The 16,437-nt window shown below is 61.4% G+C and carries 16 protein-coding genes; 9 read left to right on the plus strand and 7 right to left on the minus strand.

Annotation, left to right across the window (positions count from 1 at the left end; all coding sequences use genetic code 11):
* Nucleotides 1-15: 15 nt before the first annotated feature.
* The 3 genes from P3T21_RS17195 to P3T21_RS17205 form a co-directional block, all read right to left on the minus strand.
* A complete protein-coding gene (locus tag P3T21_RS17195) occupies nt 16-960 on the minus strand; it encodes a recombination-associated protein RdgC (protein WP_429257126.1) in 945 nt (314 codons plus the stop codon).
* A 143-nt stretch (nt 961-1,103) separates the two neighbouring features.
* Nucleotides 1,104-2,357, minus strand: coding sequence for a YbfB/YjiJ family MFS transporter (locus tag P3T21_RS17200; protein WP_429257127.1), 1,254 nt, complete (start codon nt 2,355-2,357; stop codon nt 1,104-1,106).
* 351 nt (nt 2,358-2,708) lie between these two features.
* Nucleotides 2,709-3,566 carry a PA4780 family RIO1-like protein kinase gene (locus P3T21_RS17205; RefSeq protein WP_429257128.1) on the minus strand — a complete coding sequence of 286 codons (858 nt, stop codon included), beginning with the start codon at nt 3,564-3,566 and terminating at the stop codon, nt 2,709-2,711.
* Nucleotides 3,567-4,001: 435 nt separating this feature from the next.
* On the opposite strand from P3T21_RS17205, the gene P3T21_RS17210 reads away from it, so the two are divergent.
* The 5 genes from P3T21_RS17210 to P3T21_RS17230 all read left to right on the plus strand — a co-directional run bounded on the left by P3T21_RS17210 (nt 4,002) and on the right by P3T21_RS17230 (nt 8,739).
* Nucleotides 4,002-4,712 carry an SDR family NAD(P)-dependent oxidoreductase gene (locus tag P3T21_RS17210; RefSeq protein WP_429257129.1) on the plus strand — a complete coding sequence of 237 codons (711 nt, stop codon included), beginning with the start codon at nt 4,002-4,004 and terminating at the stop codon, nt 4,710-4,712.
* A gap of 59 nt (nt 4,713-4,771) precedes the next feature.
* Nucleotides 4,772-5,008 carry a tautomerase family protein gene (locus tag P3T21_RS17215; protein ID WP_429257130.1) on the plus strand — a complete coding sequence of 79 codons (237 nt, stop codon included), beginning with the start codon at nt 4,772-4,774 and terminating at the stop codon, nt 5,006-5,008.
* A 418-nt stretch (nt 5,009-5,426) separates the two neighbouring features.
* Nucleotides 5,427-6,530: a mandelate racemase/muconate lactonizing enzyme family protein gene (locus P3T21_RS17220; RefSeq protein WP_429257131.1), complete on the plus strand. Its 1,104-nt coding sequence runs from the start codon at nt 5,427-5,429 to the stop codon at nt 6,528-6,530.
* 117 nt (nt 6,531-6,647) lie between these two features.
* The gene (locus P3T21_RS17225; protein ID WP_429257132.1) at nt 6,648-7,589 is read left to right on the plus strand and encodes an AEC family transporter; all 942 of its coding nucleotides are present in this window, start codon (nt 6,648-6,650) and stop codon (nt 7,587-7,589) included.
* Between the two features lie 133 nt (nt 7,590-7,722).
* Nucleotides 7,723-8,739, plus strand: a complete 1,017-nt coding sequence (locus P3T21_RS17230; RefSeq protein WP_429257133.1) for a D-cysteine desulfhydrase family protein — start codon at nt 7,723-7,725, stop codon at nt 8,737-8,739.
* A gap of 224 nt (nt 8,740-8,963) precedes the next feature.
* On the opposite strand, the gene P3T21_RS17235 is transcribed toward P3T21_RS17230, so the two are convergent.
* On the minus strand, nt 8,964-9,596 hold the full coding sequence (locus P3T21_RS17235; protein WP_429257134.1) for a DsbA family protein: 633 nt from the start codon (nt 9,594-9,596) through the stop codon (nt 8,964-8,966).
* 482 nt (nt 9,597-10,078) lie between these two features.
* On the opposite strand from P3T21_RS17235, the gene P3T21_RS17240 reads away from it, so the two are divergent.
* From P3T21_RS17240 to P3T21_RS17250, 3 genes are all read left to right on the plus strand, one after another.
* On the plus strand, nt 10,079-10,639 hold the full coding sequence (locus P3T21_RS17240; protein WP_429257135.1) for a thioredoxin family protein: 561 nt from the start codon (nt 10,079-10,081) through the stop codon (nt 10,637-10,639).
* A gap of 210 nt (nt 10,640-10,849) precedes the next feature.
* A complete protein-coding gene (locus P3T21_RS17245; protein WP_429257136.1) occupies nt 10,850-11,122 on the plus strand; it encodes a hypothetical protein in 273 nt (90 codons plus the stop codon).
* 175 nt (nt 11,123-11,297) lie between these two features.
* Nucleotides 11,298-12,632: an acetamidase/formamidase family protein gene (locus tag P3T21_RS17250; protein ID WP_429257137.1), complete on the plus strand. Its 1,335-nt coding sequence runs from the start codon at nt 11,298-11,300 to the stop codon at nt 12,630-12,632.
* Between the two features lie 92 nt (nt 12,633-12,724).
* Here P3T21_RS17250 and P3T21_RS17255 read toward each other — a convergent pair whose 3' ends face one another.
* From P3T21_RS17255 to P3T21_RS17265, 3 genes are all read right to left on the minus strand, one after another.
* The gene (locus P3T21_RS17255) at nt 12,725-13,183 is read right to left on the minus strand and encodes a MarR family winged helix-turn-helix transcriptional regulator (RefSeq protein WP_429257138.1); all 459 of its coding nucleotides are present in this window, start codon (nt 13,181-13,183) and stop codon (nt 12,725-12,727) included.
* Between the two features lie 132 nt (nt 13,184-13,315).
* Nucleotides 13,316-14,092 (minus strand): hypothetical protein, encoded by a 777-nt coding sequence (locus tag P3T21_RS17260; RefSeq protein ID WP_429257139.1) that lies wholly within the window; start codon nt 14,090-14,092, stop codon nt 13,316-13,318.
* A 191-nt stretch (nt 14,093-14,283) separates the two neighbouring features.
* Nucleotides 14,284-14,997: a peptidoglycan-binding domain-containing protein gene (locus P3T21_RS17265; RefSeq protein ID WP_429257140.1), complete on the minus strand. Its 714-nt coding sequence runs from the start codon at nt 14,995-14,997 to the stop codon at nt 14,284-14,286.
* A 915-nt stretch (nt 14,998-15,912) separates the two neighbouring features.
* Between P3T21_RS17265 and P3T21_RS17270 the strand changes: the two genes are divergently transcribed.
* Nucleotides 15,913-16,395, plus strand: coding sequence for a lysozyme (locus P3T21_RS17270; RefSeq protein ID WP_429257141.1), 483 nt, complete (start codon nt 15,913-15,915; stop codon nt 16,393-16,395).
* Nucleotides 16,396-16,437: the final 42 nt, after the last annotated feature.

Consider the following 16,437-nt stretch of genomic DNA (forward strand, 5'->3'; position numbering starts at 1 on the left):
AGCCGCCTGAAACACTCAGGCCGCCACCGCCTGTGGCGTCGCCATGTCGCTGTGCTCGCCGCCCAGCGCGTCGACGAGGTCGCTGAACATCTGCGCCAGTTCGCCTGTCATCAACGCGAAGTCCGAATCGAAGCGTTCGTCGTCGTTCTGTGCGGTCGGGTCGGACGCTTCCTTCACGACGTCGAGCGGCGTGACGCGCTTGATCACCAGCGATGGCGTCATCACGAACGAGATGCGGTCGTTCCATGTCATCGCGAGGCGCATGCACTGTTTGCCGGCTTCGATGTGGCGTCGCATGTCGTCGGCTTCGAGCGCGTGGCCGACGTAACGCACGGTTGCGTTGCCTTCGCCGGCGGAGCGCAACTCGGCATCCTGATCGACCGTGAAACCACCGGGCGCGTCGCCCGAAAGCAGCCAGTCGGTCATCGCCGCGACGGGCGACTGCGCGACGCGCACGCTCGCGAGCGGCAACTGATCGATCGATTTGACGAGCAGGCTGCGCACGTCGTCGGCGAGCGCCTGCGCGGCGGCATCGATGACGAGCCAGCCGTTGGCCGTATCGATCCACACGCGCGTATCGCGACGGATGCTGAACGCGCGCGGCAACAGTTCATCGGTGACCTGTTCCTTGAGTTCGCGCATCTGCTTGCGGCCCGGCTTGTAGCCCTGCTGCTCTTCGATTTCGAGCGCACGCGCTTTCGTGACCTGATTCACAACCGACGCCGGCAGCAGCTTCTTTTCCGAGCGGAACGTGAGTAGCATCTGGCGATGGTTCGCATAGACGAGCGCGCCGCCATTTTCGCTGTTGTCGGTATTGCGCGGCGGCGCCCAGCCTTGACGCTGCATCTCGACGCTGCTGCCGGGCTGGAACGCGTGCGGCCTGAGCGCGTCTTCGAGCGCTTCAGCAGTGATTGACCACGGGGACGAAAGACGGTGAAGCTGAAGGTTCTTGAACCACATGTGGAGACGCCCGGCAAAGGGCAAGATTCTATACGACCGCGCGATGCGCGTAGTGCGCGTTATCGTTTCAAGAAGTTAATTGCGTTGCTGGTCCATACGCACGGGGCAGGCGCGTGACCGACACGCCCCTGCCCCGATCGCCGTCATTGATGCGCAGCGGCCTGCGCGCGTGAATCGCGGAATTCACGCGAGAACAGCGGCACGACGAAATCGACGACCAGCGCGATCCCAAGCGCCGCTGCACCGATGGCGAACAGCAGACGATGATTACCGCCGCTGCCGTTGAAAATCGCCGAGTAGCTGTAGCCAGCCACCGCCTGGAACGCGGCGAAAACCGTCGTCGCACGACTCCAGATCACATTCTGCTTCGCCGCATTGCCCGGCACGGTTTCGTGCACGCGGGCCAGCACCAGCGGAACGATGCCTGGCGGAAAGCTGCCGATCACGACCGTCAACAGGCCGATCACAACGTGATCGCTCGATGCAGCGAGCCACGCAACCGCGACCGCCTGCACCAGCAGGATCACACGCAACGCGAGGCGCGAGCCCATGCGGTCCGCGAAGAGGCCATACACCGGCGGCCCGAAGATCGCGCCCACGCCGTACAGGATCCAGAACAGCGACCCGAGATGCGCTCCGGCTCCCAGCCCGCGCGCGATAAAGTCGACGAGGAAGACCATCGCAGGAACCAGGCCGACCGCCATCAGCGCATATTCGGCGTACAGGATCCGGATCGCGGAGCCGGTGCTGGCCGGCGCGTCGGCGACGGCCTTCACATCGGCCGGCTTCGCGGCCGGCGCTTCCTTCGTGGGCCAGCCGGTCCAGCTTGCCGCAGTCAGCACGGCGGACAGCACCGCGAGGCCGATCCACGCTTCACGCAGACCGAGCTTCAGCAGCAGCGGCACGACCGTGCCGGACGCCGCGATGCCGAGCCCAAGCCCGAGAAACACGGCGCCGCTCGCCAGCCCCTTGCGGTCGCCCGGCACGTGCGGCAAGACGGTTGCCGCCACCAGCACCATGATCGCGCCGCCCGCGACACCGGACAGCAGACGCCAGGCAAAGAACCAGCCTACCGAGACCGGAAACGCGCACGCAAGAAACGCCAGCGTGACGAGGACCTTCATGCCGCGCAGCGTATGCGCATTCGTCACGCGGCTCGCAATCGGACGACCGACGAGCGCGCCAATCAGATAGCCCGCCAGGTTCGCGGCGCCGAGATAGACGACATCCGACGCCGAAAACCAGTGCGCCTGGATCAATGAAGGAATCAACGGTGTGTACGCAAAGCGAGCAAGTCCAATGCTGATGAGACTGGCGGAGAGGCCGGCAAAGATATGCCGCCAGATCGCGGCATTACTTGTCGGGAGCGGCGCTTCAAGGAGGGCTGAACTGGACATGGAACGAGTTTCCGCAAAAAAACTGCACGACGTGCAGACGCTTTGAGAAGGCGGAAATTCGCCCCGCCGCGATCTTTGACACGAGTGACAACGTCGCCATCCTGGCAATCATTGACATATATGTCAATGATCGTGCTTGAAAACTGTGTTCACGAAAACACGCAAGTGGCGTTCCGCGAGCCTGGATCTGCGTCCGGGCGGCATTGTTCGCTTCGAATGTACAGCCGCTGATGGCGCGAACCGGATATGAACGGGTGATCGGGACGGCGCGCGATCTGCTGCGATGCACTCAATGCGTCACGGGGCGTACTGAGCGTACCGGATATCAGCAGGACATCACCGTCATGCCCGTCATCCGGCTGCGCCCAACTCCAGTTGGCGCCGTACCCGCGCGTCTTCCGCGAGACGCGTCTCTTCGATCACCTCGAGCACGCTGTCGAGGTCGACAGGTCGGGTGTCAGCCTCGACGCGGCCAGACAGCTCGGTCGCGACATGCAGGCTGCCTGCTTCGAAGCGTCTCCAGATCTCTGTTCCATAATCCGCGCTGAGGATTTGCGGAGCAAACCGTCCGAAATACGAAGCCAGGTTGTCGACATCACGTTTGAGCATCGCGGCGGCTTCGTTGTTACCGGCTGCATCGACCGCCTGAGGCAGATCGATGATGACCGGACCGTCTGCCGCCAGCAGAATATTGTATTCGGACAGGTCGCCGTGGATCATGCCCGCGCAGAGCATGCGGACAACCTGGTTGAGCAGCAGCGCGTGCAGTTCGAGCGCGCGCGCTTCGGTCAGTTCGACATCGTTGAGGCGCGGCGCGACATCGCCCATGGCATCGACAACCAGTTCCATCAACAGCACGCCATCGGTGCAGATATGAGGCTGCGGCACGCGCACGCCGGCGTCGGCGAGCCGGAACAGCGCATCGACTTCGGCGTTCTGCCACATCTCTTCCTGCATCTGGCGTCCGTAGCGTGAGCCCTTCTCCATCGCACGGGCCTGCCGGCTGTTCTTGACCTTGCGGCCGTCGCGATATGACGCGGCCTGCCGGAAACTGCGTTGTTTCGCGTCCTTGTAGACCTTTGCGCAACGCGTCGAGTTGCCGCTGCGTACGACATAGACGGTCGCTTCCTTGCCGCTCATCAGCTGGCTGATCACTTCGTCGATCAGCCCTTCTTCGAGAAGCGGTACAAGGCGTTTGGGAATTTTCATGCGACCGCCTCGCGCGAACCGTCGGCGGCACATCTGACGGGTGCGAAAGGCGTATTGTCGGATGAGGTGAGCGCCGTCAGAAAATCGAGGAGGCGTATGCGCATGGCCGCCCGGAAGGGCGTGCTGCAGGAGAGAGTGAGGATCATGCCGGATTATACGGGGGCTGCGAGGCGGGCCGGCGCAAAACGGCCACGGGGCGCGCCGTCACAACGCCACCGCTGGAAATAATACGGGGCGCGACCTCCGCCTTGCGCCTTCGCGGCGATCCGGCAACCCGCCTGAAAACGCCCGGGACAAGCGATTTGTTCCCGCCACGCATTACTGTTTGTCCATGGCGGGTATTCGAACTCCGGGCAAATGCGCATAGATTGCTCTCCATCGGCACCACCGGTCCAACCGGCAGGCAAGCCGGATCAACTTATCTGGAGATTAACCATGAGCACGTCACAAAAGGTCGTTGTCGTTACTGGCGCGTCGCAAGGCATTGGCGCAGAAGTGGTCAAGGCTTTCCGCAAGCTGGATTACCGCGTCGTCGCAACGGCTCGAAGCATCAAGCCGTCGGACGATCCGAACATCGCGACGGTGGCAGGCGATATCGGCGATCCTTCTACCGCCCAGCGCGTGATTGCCGAAGCCGTGACACGCTTCGGCCGCGTCGATACGCTGGTCAACAACGCCGGCATCTTCATCGCGAAGCCCTTTACCGCCTACACAGCCGAAGATTACGCAGCTGTGTTAAGCGTGAACCTCAACGGCTTCTTCCATATCACGCAGCTCGCGATCGCTGAAATGGAGAAGCATTCGAGCGGCCACGTGGTCAGCGTCACGACCAGTCTCGTCGACCACGCCATCGACGGCGTCCCTTCAGTACTGGCATCGCTGACAAAAGGCGGCCTGAACGCGGCCACGAAGTCGCTTGCGATCGAGTACGCGAAGCGCGGTATCCGCGCGAACGCGGTTTCGCCCGGTATCATGAAGTCGCCGATGCACGCGCCTGAAACACACGCGGCGCTCGGCGCGCTGCATCCGGTCGGCCACATGGGCGAGATGAGCGATATCGTGGGAGCCATCCTGTATCTGGACTCGGCGCCGTTCGTAACGGGCGAGATCCTGCACGTCGACGGCGGCCAGAGCGCCGGTCACTAGGCGTCAGGGCGCCGCCTGCCGGCGCCCCGCTATCTCCAATCACTGTAAGCGAGAAAGACATGCCTATTGTCACGATCCAGGTGACCCGCGAGGGCACAAAGCCCGGCGCGACGTCGGTCACCGCAGAAGAAAAGGCCCAGCTGATCAAGGGCGTCAGTCACCTGCTGCTCGACGTGCTGAACAAGCCTCTCGAATCGACTTATGTCGTCATCGAAGAGGTCGAAATGGAAAACTGGGGCTGGGGCGGTCTACCGACGCTCGAGTATCGCAAGCAACGCGGACTCAAACCAGGCTGACCACGCGATCGTGCTCGACGCCCTACGCCTCTGCTATCAATGCGCGGAACTCCGAAGGCGCCGCATGAGGAGCGTCTCAGGACGTACTCTGCCGGACGCAATCTCATGAAGCACGATCGCACCTGATGCGCCGCTGCCGCAACGGCAGTGGCGCACTGCTCTTCACAGGCGTGGCCGTTGCCATCAGGACGGGTGAGACCCGACAAGTAGCGGCGGCACCTATCGGATTCTTGACTCGACGTATCAAGTGTTGTTCGCGCACCTGGGTTTTTCCCGGACAGACAAGAACGTACTCTACGTCCCAAGGGCATTGCGATCCGTGGACCCAGACGCGCACCGGGATGCGGGAACCACAAATCACGTGCTGGGACACAGCCACCGGCGGCATCAGTCGAGTCAATGAGGAGAGAGAAACGCCATGAAGATTGCAAGCATAGAGTCCATTCCACTTCGAATTCCCTTTACGGCGGGTGGCCGATCGGATGCGGCAGCGTGGGGCCGAGCTGATCTCCAGACGGTCGACTCGCTGATCGTCAAGGTAACAACCGATACAGGGGTAGTCGGCTGGGGCGAAACGTTTGGCTTCACGGCGATTCCTGCTGCACGGGTCGTGATCGATTCCATCCTCGCACCCGAACTTGTCGGTCGGGATGCAACCCAGCTTGAAAAGCTGATGCTCGATATGCAGAAGAAATTCCACATCTTCGGGCGTAGCGGGGTCTTTATCTACGGACTCTCGGCCATCGACATCGCGCTGTGGGATATCGCCGGCAAGGTAGCGCAAAAGCCGGTCTATCAACTCCTCGGGGGCAGCGACGCCAGCTCGCTTCGCACCTACGCCAGCCTTATCCGGTATTCCGACCCCGAACTTGTCAGAGAAAACGTCAGGCGTGCAGTAGCCGATGGCTATCGCCATCTCAAGTTGCACGAGATCGATGTCGACTGCGTGCGTGCCGCTCGCGAAGCAGCAGGCGACGACATCGAGATAACACTCGACGTCAATTGCCCGTGGACTGTGCGCGAAGCGCTCGACATGACAGACAGGCTGCGCCCGTTCAACCTCCGGTGGCTCGAGGAACCTGTCTGGCCGCCCGAAAACTATTCAGGGCTTGCACGGGTCCGGCGGGAGGGAGGCATTCCAGTCGCGGCCGGAGAGAACGCGTCGACGTTGATGGATTTTCAGCATCTTCTCGAGGCGAATGCCGTCGACTTCATTCAACCGAGCCCCGCGAAAATGGGTGGTCTTACCGAACTGAAGAAAGTGTTCGCGATGGCGAACGCCAATAACGTCACGGTGATGGTTCACACCTTTTACGATGGCCCGGGTCTGCTTGCCAGCGTGCATGCGAGCGCGGCCCTGGGCGGGCCTGGCGCACTCGTCGAGTGGCGCTATTTCAATCTCGAGGCACAACTGTATGGTGACGCGATCGTCCCGAAAAATGGGGCAATCGCAGTGCCTCAAGGCGCGGGACTCGGCCTTGAGCCGGACGCAGATGTCATCCGCAAATATCGGGTGCCCTGAACGCGCACGATGCATGAGCGTCAGCGGCAGCCATGAAGCGCTGCGCAGAATCGAGGGTAAGGTGCCGGACGGGAAACGTGACGGGCACCCAGGTCAATTCCAGGGAGTGTCATCGTCATGCTGAATCGTATCTTGGGGCCTATCCTGCCCGTTGCCTTTGTCATCATTCTCGGGTTTGTAGCAGGAAAACGAGGCAAGCTTAATCATTCAGACAGTCTTCTGATTAGCAGACTGGTTCTCAACTGGATCTTCCCCGCCCTTCTGCTCGTCGGCATGGCCAGCACGCCCCGGTCACAGTTGCTCGATTTCCGGTTCGTTGTCGCGACGTTCATTGGAATCATGGGGATGTACGTCCTGGCCTTCGCGATCGGATGGTACCGCTATCGCGAACTGAAGGCCGCAACGCTGAAGGGATTCGTGAACGGATACCCCGATGCGGCATTTATGGGAATCCCCATTCTGCAGGCCATGTTCGGACCCGGAAGCCTGTATTCGGTGTTAGTGCTCAACCTGGTCGCCAGCCTCGTCATGATTCCACTGACGACTATGCTTCTCGCGATAGCCAGTGGTGAAGGAAGTGGCGCGAAGGCTTTCGTCTCGAGCATTTCAACTGCCGTTCGACGACCGCTGATGTGGGCTCCGGCGATCGGCATCCTGTGCTCCCTGCTCGCGATCAAGCTTCCGCCCGTGGTCGCTGACTCCTTTAACCTCCTTGGTAAGGCGACGCCTGGTGTTTCGCTGTTCTGTCTCGGACTCATCATGTCGTCTGTGAAGTTGAAGTTGTCAGGCGAGGTCTGGATGAACATGGGACTCAAGTTGGTGCTGCACCCCGCGCTGATGGTCGCAGCAGCCCTCATCCTCTCGGTCAAAGGCGTCTACGCACAACAGATGATCCTGCTTTGTGCGCTGCCGTCCGCAACGATTCCGGCCATGTTTGCCAACGAAGCGGGTGCATACCGCAGTGAGGCAACCACTTCCATTCTCATCAGCACGGTTCTGTCGGTCGTCACTTTCTCCTTCGCCATCTATCTGATTGATGGCGGTCTTGCGGCAGCATAAAGAACGCGATTCGCCAGGGCGGCCGTCACTCGCCGGATCAACCTGTTTCGACGCTTGCCATGCGCACATCACAAAAAGTCGTATCGTTACGGGTGCGGCGCGAGGTACCCGACCACCATTAGGAGAGACGCCAATGTCCCAGACACCCACGCTCGATTTGACCGCGTTTCCCCGCTATCGTCTGATCGAAAAGGCAACGCCTGTCCAGCATCTGCCCCGCCTGAGCAGGCAACTGGGCGACGTAGACATCTATGTCAAGCGCGACGACGTCATGGGCCTGGGCGGTGGCGGCGGCAACAAGCTCAGGAAGCTCGAATTCCTGCTGGGTGAAGCGTTGGCGCAAGGCGCCGACACGATCATGACGGTGGGCGCACGGCAGTCGAACCACGCCCGGCTCACGGCTGCCGCGGCGGCGAAGGCCGGCCTCGCCTGCGAACTGGTACTGACGCGCGCCGTACCGCGCTACGACGACGATTACATCCACAATGGCAATGTGCTGCTCGATGCGTTGCTGGGCGCGCGCGTGCACGACCTGCCCGGCAGCGCCGACGCAATGGCCTTCGCGCTGAACCGCGCCGACGAGCTGCGCAAGGCCGGGCACAACGTCTATCTGGCTCCGCTCGGCGGCTCCTCCGCGGTGGGTTGCCTTGGCTACGCGGCGGGTGCCGCAGAGATCATCGCCCAGGCACACGAGGCCGGACTAGCATTCGACCGCATCTCGCTGCCCAACGGCAGTGGCGGCACCCAGGCGGGTCTCATCGCCGGGCTGCTGGCCATGGGGCAAGACGCCACGCGCGTTGTCGCCCATACGGTGCTGGCGCCGTTGGAAAATGCGCTAGCCACCACGCAGGCAAAGACGAAGGCAACACTGGCATTGCTGCGGCCCGAGGCAGTCGTGCCGGAGGGCGCCGTCGTCATCAAGGGCGGCCAGCTCGGTGAAGGCTACGGCCTGCCGACCGATGCGATGCGCGAAGCTGTGCGGTTGCTGGCTTCGACCGAAGGGCTGATCATCGACCCGGTGTACGGCGGAAAGGCCTTTGCAGGCCTGCTGGATGACATCAGGAACAGGCAGCTCGCGCCTCGCGCAAAGGTCCTGTTCCTGATGACGGGTGGTCTGCCTGGACTGTTCGCGTACCGCAGCGCGTTCTGACGGTGCGCGCCCGCAACCAGCAGTCGTTACGCTGATACAGAAGCCGCGCACTTCCTTTACCAGGCTCCGGGCCCGCTACATGACGATCAAGGTTTCCTTGCAACGGTCAACGCTGGCGAAATCGCAGCGTCGATTGCGCTCGTCAAGCGCATTCACCGATGACGGACACAATAAAAGCCACCGATTCCGAATGAAATGGTGGCCCTTCAAGTCCCGACGGGTGATCACGCTGCAAGCGATCTCAGCGCCTGCGTCACTTGCCCGGCCGTTGCATAGCCGGAGCTGAGCTGACCGATCTGGCCGTCGAGTTCGACGAAGAGCGTCGGAAATCCCCTCACGCCCATGCGCTGTGTCAGCGCAAAGTCTGCCTGCGCGGCGTCGATTGCTTCCTCTGACGACCAGACTTTGAAAAACGCTTCTGCGGTGCCCTCAAAACCTTGTGCCGCCAAAGCCTGTGCGCCTACGTCCGCGAGCACCTTGCCATCGGTCGTATCGAGTCCGTCGACGTAGAACGCACGCTGCAACGCACGAAACACTTTCAGCAGGTCGCCGGCAGGTGCAACCATCCGCGCGGCCACCACGGCGCGGCAAACAGGCTCAGTATCGTAGACGAAGTTCTTGCGCGCCATCAGCGCTTCGCGGTTGAATTCCGCCCCGCTCATCTGTTCGACGCGGGCCCAGTGCGTGAGCCGGAACTGCTTTCCGGCGTCGTCCAGTACCGTGGTCGACCCCGCCGCCATGCCGCCGACGACGATCTGCACTTCAAGCTCCGGCATGCTCTCGACGATCGAGGCCATTTCCTTGCTAAAACCATAGCACCACGAGCACATCGGATCACCAACAAATATCAGCTTCATATCCTCTTCCATCTTCATATATTGGACGCGCGACCATCAGGACGCACAACGCTTTGACGCCGCGCGTGTGGACCTCTTATCGCCCGGTTGCTCCACCATCCAGCTCCAGACAAGCACTCGATGAGTGCGACGCCAACCGGCTCGAGTTTCTGGCGACTTAAGCCGCCATCCGGCAACGCGCTTCGGGACTGACTATATGTTCGAACCACACGATCATGAATAGCCCGTGCTGCAATTCACTTTTAACACGGTGTAAGCAGACGGTGGACTGCACAGTGGGTTGACGCGGCGCATGCCTAAAAGAGGAACGTCTGCTTTATGGCGCAAACCGCGCGGCCGTTTGTATCGCAATGTATTCGGATGCCGTCCCGACACAAAACATTGCATACGCACAGCACGCCCGACACAAGCCAGATACGCGCACGCGTTCCAATTGAGTCATGCCAGTTCCGGCTTTTTCTTCCAGTTCCAAGGACCCAGAAATGCTCGCCCGATTCAAGACCATAACTGCCGCAGCCGCGATAGCCGTGATAGCCGCAATGGCGGCGATAGGCGGGATGACCGCCAACAGCGGCGCGGCCACCGCGCTTCCGATCGACAGAAACAGTCCCGCACCGGAATTCGCCGGCATCGAAAGATGGCTCAACAGCGCGCCGCTGACGATGCAACAGCTCCGAGGGAAAGTGGTGCTGGTCGATTTCTGGACCTACTCCTGCATCAACTGCGTCAATACCCTGCCGCATGTCGAGGACTGGCATGAGAAGTACAAAGACCAGGGCCTCGTGGTCGTCGGCGTGCACACGCCGGAGTACCCGTACGAGCGCAAGACCGCCAAGGTCAGCGCGGCCATCCAGCAATATGGCCTGCACTACCCCGTCGCGCAGGACAACGAATATGCGACATGGAACGCATACGGCAACCAGTATTGGCCGGCGCTCTACTTGATCGACAAGAAAGGGCGGATCGTCTATAGCCACTTCGGCGAAGGGAACTATGCGAAGACCGAGGCGGCCATCCGGGAACAGCTGGCGCGATCGGAATAATGACGGCGCACGGGTTTGCGAAGCTTGAAGCCGGGACCTGGACCCAGCTCCTGCATTCAACGTCGGATATTTCTTCTATCCCCATATATATCGCACACGATGCAATCGATTCCGCTTGACATTACCGACTGACTTCTTCACTATTAATCCAACGCGATTCAATCGCATACGATATGAATGCGTATCCACTTATCTTTTAAGGAATCCATCATGAAGACCAAACTCATCGTTGCACTGCTCGTCGCACTGTCCTCTTCCGTCGCTGCTCCCGCGTTCGCCAGTGGCTACGGTCCCGCCCCCTTCTACAAGCCATCGGTTGGCGCACCGGCGTCGCAACGCGGTCAGAGCGCGCAAACCCTCGCCGCCGCACGCGACGAAGCCACCGGCTCACAAGAGGCGTACGGCGGCACACTCGCCGGCCACTCCGAATCAGCGGGCCGTGCCGCCGTGACACCGCTCGACAGCCTCTACGCACGTCACTGAATCGCGCGCATCCTCCCTCACCGGGCCATTTAGCGTCTTCGCCATTGAATGCGTGTCGGAGCGGCATGTGCCGCTAACGGCATCGATCGCAATGCGAATCCTGTCGACCCTGGCCACCTCGCCAAGCCAGTCATTTATAAGCGGCCGCATTCCGTGCGGCACATGGAGATAGACAATGACGACCCTTCTGCATGACGCAACCACCGAACAGCCGCCTGTGACGCGGCTGCGTGTCGACTCCTACACGAATGGACTATTGGGACCCAGCCAGCCGATGCTGGGCCCTCTCGCCGACGGCGGCACGCTGATCGCCGGCACGCCGCCGGGCTGTTGGGGGCCGATGATCACGCCCGCCTTTGAGGGTGGCCACGAAGTGACACAACCGGTCGCGATCGCCGGCGCCGAAATCGGCGACGCTGTCGCGCTCAGGCTTCGGCGCATGCGCGTCACGTCGGCTGCGACGTCCTCTGGCGTCATGAAGTTCGTCGAGGGCCGCTATCACGGCGACCCGTTTGTCGCCAAGTTCTGCCACGCGTGCGGCACCGCGCAGCCCGCGAGCCGCATCGAAGGCATTGGCGAAGAAGCGATTCACTGCGATCACTGCGGCGCCGAGGTCAGCGCATTCCGGTTCAAGCACGGCTATACGATCGTGCTCGATCAGGAAAACCAGGTCAGCCTCACCGTCAACCAGGATGTGGCCGACCGTTTGGCACATCAAGCGTCGGAAATGTCGGCACTCCCCGAGCGCGCGGCCCAGCATTCAATCCTGTCGCTCGCGCGCGCCGATATCCCCGGCGTCGCGGCGCACATGCGGCCGTTCCTCGGCAACATCGGCACGACGCCGGCTCGCGATCTGCCGGACTCGCACAATTGCGCTGATTTCGGCCAGTACCTGGTCGGCGCGCCGCATCGCTATGCGTTGACCCACGAAGCGTTGCATGCCGCCAAGACCGACGGTCACATGGACACCAATTCGGTGCGCGAGGGCTGCATCGTGATTTGTCCGGTCAAGGTTCCCGGCGCTGGGGTGTACCTCGGCGACATGCATGCGCAGCAGGGCAACGGCGAAATCGCCGGGCATGCCACCGACGTGTCCGGCGAAACCGAGCTGACGGTCGAGGTGATCAAGCACCTCACACTCGATGGCCCGATCCTGTTGCAAAACGTCGACGACTTGCCGCCGATGGCGCGTCCGATGAACGCCGCTCAACGGCAAAAGGTCGCTGAACTCGGCGCGCGGTGGGGGCAGCATGAGATCGAGCAGAGTGGTCCGGTCACCTTCATCGGCAGCGGCGTCAACCTCAACGAAGCGACCGAAAACGGCCTGCGGCGGGCCGCCGCTGTCACCGGCCTGGCATACGAAGAAGTGCTCAATCGCGCCACCATCACCGGATCGATCGACATCAGCCGGCTGCCCGGCACCGTCCGCGTGACCTTCCTGTGCCCGCTGGAGATTCTCGATCGCATCGGGATCGGTCATCTGGTACGCGAAAAGTATCAGCTGCCATAAGCGGCGCGATGATGGGTCGACGCGGATCGACGCGCCGCGCTATTGACACGCGACGGCGCGAAAAGGATTGCGTCAATCCGGCCGGTCAGCGCTCACGCCTCGGTTTGCACCGACTGGACGAGATTGTTGCGCAGCGTGACGATCGCCTTCTGCACTTTTGCGAACTCGTCCGGTGCCAGGCCAGTCTCCTTGATGAGGTCCATGTTCAGGCCTTTTTCGCGCAGCCGTCGACCGCTTTTCGTGAGGCTGACCCGCACCTGGCGCTCGTCTTCGGGATCGCGCTGCCTCTCCAGATAACCCATCACCTCGAGCTTCTTCAGGATCGGCGTGAGCGTGTTGGATTCGAGAAACAGTTTCTCGCCCAGGCTGCCGACGGTCTGGTTGTCTTCCTCCCATAGCGCAATGATCGTGATGTATTGCGTATACGTGAGCCCAAGCTCCTCGAGGATCGGCTTGTATGCCTTGCCGAACGCCAGGTTCGCGGAATAGACCGCAAAGCACAGGAAGTCGGAGAGCGGAACGGCCGCGGAGGCCTTGTCGGTAGATTTCATCTGCATCCTCTTTGGCAAAAAGCCAGATGTTTAGCATGAGGACAATTATATATCGGATGCGATTTTATCGGAAGTGTCGAACGTATTGGAAAGCGCAAAACTCCTGAAAAACGACTGGCTTCCGCGCACCGGTCAGCCGGCAGCGGTCCTTCTTGCCGGGCCGAAAAAGAAGTAGCTTGAAGTTTTGCAATCAGCCGTTGGCGTGGCGGTGTCAATCACCATGCCCGGCAATCCCAACCTCTCCGAAGTCTTTTTGTCCTTATCGCTTGGACCTACGGCCAGCTTCCTGCACCCCGGGTTGGCGGGCGGATGGGTATGGAACCAGCCCACCGGGAACAGAGGCGGCCTGTCAGCGGGAAAAACCAGATCTATGTGAGCGCGGGTGCTACAGCCGACGGTGGGGTCGCCAATGGCTGTCGGACCGGCAAACGATGTGTTGGTCCGTTCGTTCCACATCGTTACAAAGCCGCGCTCCCGTCGGTCTTCGCACGTCAGGCCGTACAGACTGCCAGCATCGTCGAACACGTCGAACGCCCACTCAGATACGCTCGGGAATGCCGGCGGCGGTGGAGGGATGTCCTGTCCGTCAGGCGCGCGCTGGACCAGAACAGGCGGGCCGCTGGCTGCGGCCACTCCGTCGTTATCCTGACCGTCCTCGACAAACAGGTCTTCGTCCAGAGAGACGTAGGACGAAGCGGGAGACTGACTGTTCTCGTCTGCGCCGTCGTCTTGCCGCTGAACCATCCGTGCCGATGGACTCGCTGCCAGGGACGCTTCCGCCAGATTGATCACACGCTGCACGTAACCGTTGCCGCACTGCCGCTGCAACTGGACCAGGTAGAGGCCAACGGACGCCGGCGAGCCTGAGAGACCGTTCAGGGCGCGGGCGTCGCGTCGCGCGCTGGACACGGGCTTGCTATTGGCGGACGTCGTCCTGAACGTGTTCGATGACGGAACCGATACCTTGCGGGCCGGCGCGGCGATTTTTGCGGGGGTCGATCCGGTGCCCTTGCGTTCAGACTCAATTGCCGCTAGAAAAGGCATGGCGCTCCCTCACATTCCTTCGCTTCCACGTGTGCTGTCGGCCGATCCCCGGTGCGCTACTTGCCCTTGATGAAATTCTGGAAAAGCTGACGGATTTCAGCCTTCCCTGGCGGTTGGGCAGGAATCCCACATTCTTCTACGAGCAATTGAAATCCGCCGTTGACAACGCAGTTCTCAACGAATAAAGGATCGTCGAACTGCTTGCAATCATTTGAGAACTGCTGGCACAAAAGCTTTTCGACACCGCGTTCGGTCTCGCAAGCTTCACGGGCCTGTGTAAAGAAGGCAGGCCAGTCGATTTTGTCAAAGCACTTTCCAGTACTCGGTGGTTTGGGCGTTGGGCCGGGTTTGGGTTTCGCGCACAGTTCGTCGAGCCTGGTCATCGTACCCGGTCCGACATCCGGAAAGCGCTCGAAGCCAAGGTGATATTTGGCCTTGAACGCCATGACCGCCTGTCCGGTGGCGGCCCCATAGACTCCATCTGCGCCATCGGGGCCGAGATCCTGGCCGTCGCTTTGAAGCGCGGCTTGAACCTTCGCAACCGTGGGTCCCCTTTCGTGCGGACGAAGCCGGTCCTCATCGTTCAGACACGCCTCCAGCTTCGGATCGCCGGCGAACGCCGCACAGTCGAATGCCTTGCGCCCTTTGGCATCGACATGGACGCGTTGAATAACCGTTGCTCCGACGACCGAACGGCCCAGGCGCCGATCGAGGTCGCCGCACGCCCTGTACACGGTTTCGCGAGTATTTGCCGAAACAGCTCGCTGCATGCCTTGGCCGCACTCTTCACATTTTTCCTGCGAAGGGGCGCGCGCGCCACATGCACATCGACGTTGCAAGCGTCGGAAATACGAGTTAAGCCTGACCGCTGGCGTCACACCTCGCGCGAGTCTGCCCGTGCCCTGGCTAGCCACTCGACGCGTTTGCGGTTCGCCTGCATGACGCGACGGACCGATAAACAGCTTGCGCTGACCGTCGTCGCTTTTGCGTTGCAGCACACCCCAGCGCACACGATCGATTGCGCGCTCGGGGTGCGTGCCGCCGTTCGAGCGCTCATCCGCCCTGGCTTCGCGAAACAGCCGGCTGACAAACCGGTTGCCGTACTGCCGCTGCAATTGCAGTACCGGGTGATGGATCGATGTCCACGGCGCATTCGCCGCACGGCTAGCGCTGAAGGCATCTACCGGCTGACGGGAAATAGCAGGCGTTGCCTCGCGGCCAGCCGACAGCCTGGCAATCACGGCGGACCCGACGCTTTCTTTGAGATCGTGATACGGCATACTGCCTCCGACCGGCCGCAGGGCCGCCTCGCCACAGATCACCTAAAGCATAGTACTTTCGATTGCGGGGCGCCGGTCGGTTGCGTGGTCAGCGACTCCCGAGCGCCGCCGCGTATTTGTGCATCCCGCACCACCGACACCACGGCCGCTTGTATAAGGTTCAGCGCTGTCCTATCTTCATTAAGGCAACGCGTTCTGCGGATGCTACGTGACCAGCACTGGGCCCCGCACCCGTACCCCCGAGCTTCAAATTCGCGTTCATGAAATCGTTTATCGAAAGCGCTGTATGGACCACGGTTCCAGGCGCGCCGCGTCAGCGCGATTGCTGGAGCGGCCAGGGTTGGCGCGCGCAGGATATCTCGCTGGTATCGCTCGCGTCGGGTATGTCTTGTTCGGAGAGCGATGATGGCCATGCAAATGAGTGAACATGGGTGCGGCTTGCTGACCCAGTGGGAGGGCTTCGAGACCAAAGCCTACGATGACGGCGTCGGCGTGCTGACGATCGGCGTGGGTCACGCGCTCACGCCAGCCGAAAAAAGTTCGGGCACGGTGAATATCGGCGGAACGGCAGTGCCTTATGCGCAAGGTCTCACGCTCGCTCAGGTGCAGGCCCTGCTCGCGTCCGACCTGCCTGCCTATGAAAATACGCTCAACGATTCGATCGCCGTCGACCTGAATCAGAACCAGTTCGATGCACTCGTATCGTTCTGTTTCAACATCGGCATCGCGGGCTTTCATGGCAGCTCGGCCCTGAAGGACGTCAACAACAGCGCGTTCGATGAGGTACCCGACGACCTGCGCAAATGGAACAAGGCCGGGGGTGTCTTCAACCAGGGACTCGCCAATCGCCGCGAAAACGAGATCAAGCTTTGGCTCGGGCAAATCTAACCATTGCCCGCGCGGCAGACGCAGCACGGCGGCGTAGTCGTG

The sequence above is a fragment of the Paraburkholderia sp. GAS334 genome (genome assembly GCF_050436625.1).
Taxonomy (GTDB): domain Bacteria; phylum Pseudomonadota; class Gammaproteobacteria; order Burkholderiales; family Burkholderiaceae; genus Paraburkholderia.

Bases quoted from the DNA above. Each gene is read 5' to 3' on its own strand.
- P3T21_RS17255 (WP_429257138.1), bottom strand. From the start codon at position 13,183: ATGAAATCTACCGACAAGGCCTCCGCGGCCGTTCCGCTCTCCGACTTC.
- P3T21_RS17220 (WP_429257131.1), top strand. From the start codon at position 5,427: ATGAAGATTGCAAGCATAGAGTCCATTCCACTTCGAATTCCCTTTACG.
- P3T21_RS17270 (WP_429257141.1), top strand. From the start codon at position 15,913: ATGGCCATGCAAATGAGTGAACATGGGTGCGGCTTGCTGACCCAGTGG.
- P3T21_RS17195 (WP_429257126.1), bottom strand. From the start codon at position 960: ATGTGGTTCAAGAACCTTCAGCTTCACCGTCTTTCGTCCCCGTGGTCA.
- P3T21_RS17215 (WP_429257130.1), top strand. From the start codon at position 4,772: ATGCCTATTGTCACGATCCAGGTGACCCGCGAGGGCACAAAGCCCGGC.
- P3T21_RS17235 (WP_429257134.1), bottom strand. From the start codon at position 9,596: ATGAAGCTGATATTTGTTGGTGATCCGATGTGCTCGTGGTGCTATGGT.
- P3T21_RS17250 (WP_429257137.1), top strand. From the start codon at position 11,298: ATGACGACCCTTCTGCATGACGCAACCACCGAACAGCCGCCTGTGACG.
- P3T21_RS17245 (WP_429257136.1), top strand. From the start codon at position 10,850: ATGAAGACCAAACTCATCGTTGCACTGCTCGTCGCACTGTCCTCTTCC.
- P3T21_RS17205 (WP_429257128.1), bottom strand. From the start codon at position 3,566: ATGAAAATTCCCAAACGCCTTGTACCGCTTCTCGAAGAAGGGCTGATC.
- P3T21_RS17225 (WP_429257132.1), top strand. From the start codon at position 6,648: ATGCTGAATCGTATCTTGGGGCCTATCCTGCCCGTTGCCTTTGTCATC.
- P3T21_RS17265 (WP_429257140.1), bottom strand. From the start codon at position 14,997: ATGCAGCGAGCTGTTTCGGCAAATACTCGCGAAACCGTGTACAGGGCG.
- P3T21_RS17200 (WP_429257127.1), bottom strand. From the start codon at position 2,357: ATGTCCAGTTCAGCCCTCCTTGAAGCGCCGCTCCCGACAAGTAATGCC.
- P3T21_RS17240 (WP_429257135.1), top strand. From the start codon at position 10,079: ATGCTCGCCCGATTCAAGACCATAACTGCCGCAGCCGCGATAGCCGTG.
- P3T21_RS17230 (WP_429257133.1), top strand. From the start codon at position 7,723: ATGTCCCAGACACCCACGCTCGATTTGACCGCGTTTCCCCGCTATCGT.
- P3T21_RS17210 (WP_429257129.1), top strand. From the start codon at position 4,002: ATGAGCACGTCACAAAAGGTCGTTGTCGTTACTGGCGCGTCGCAAGGC.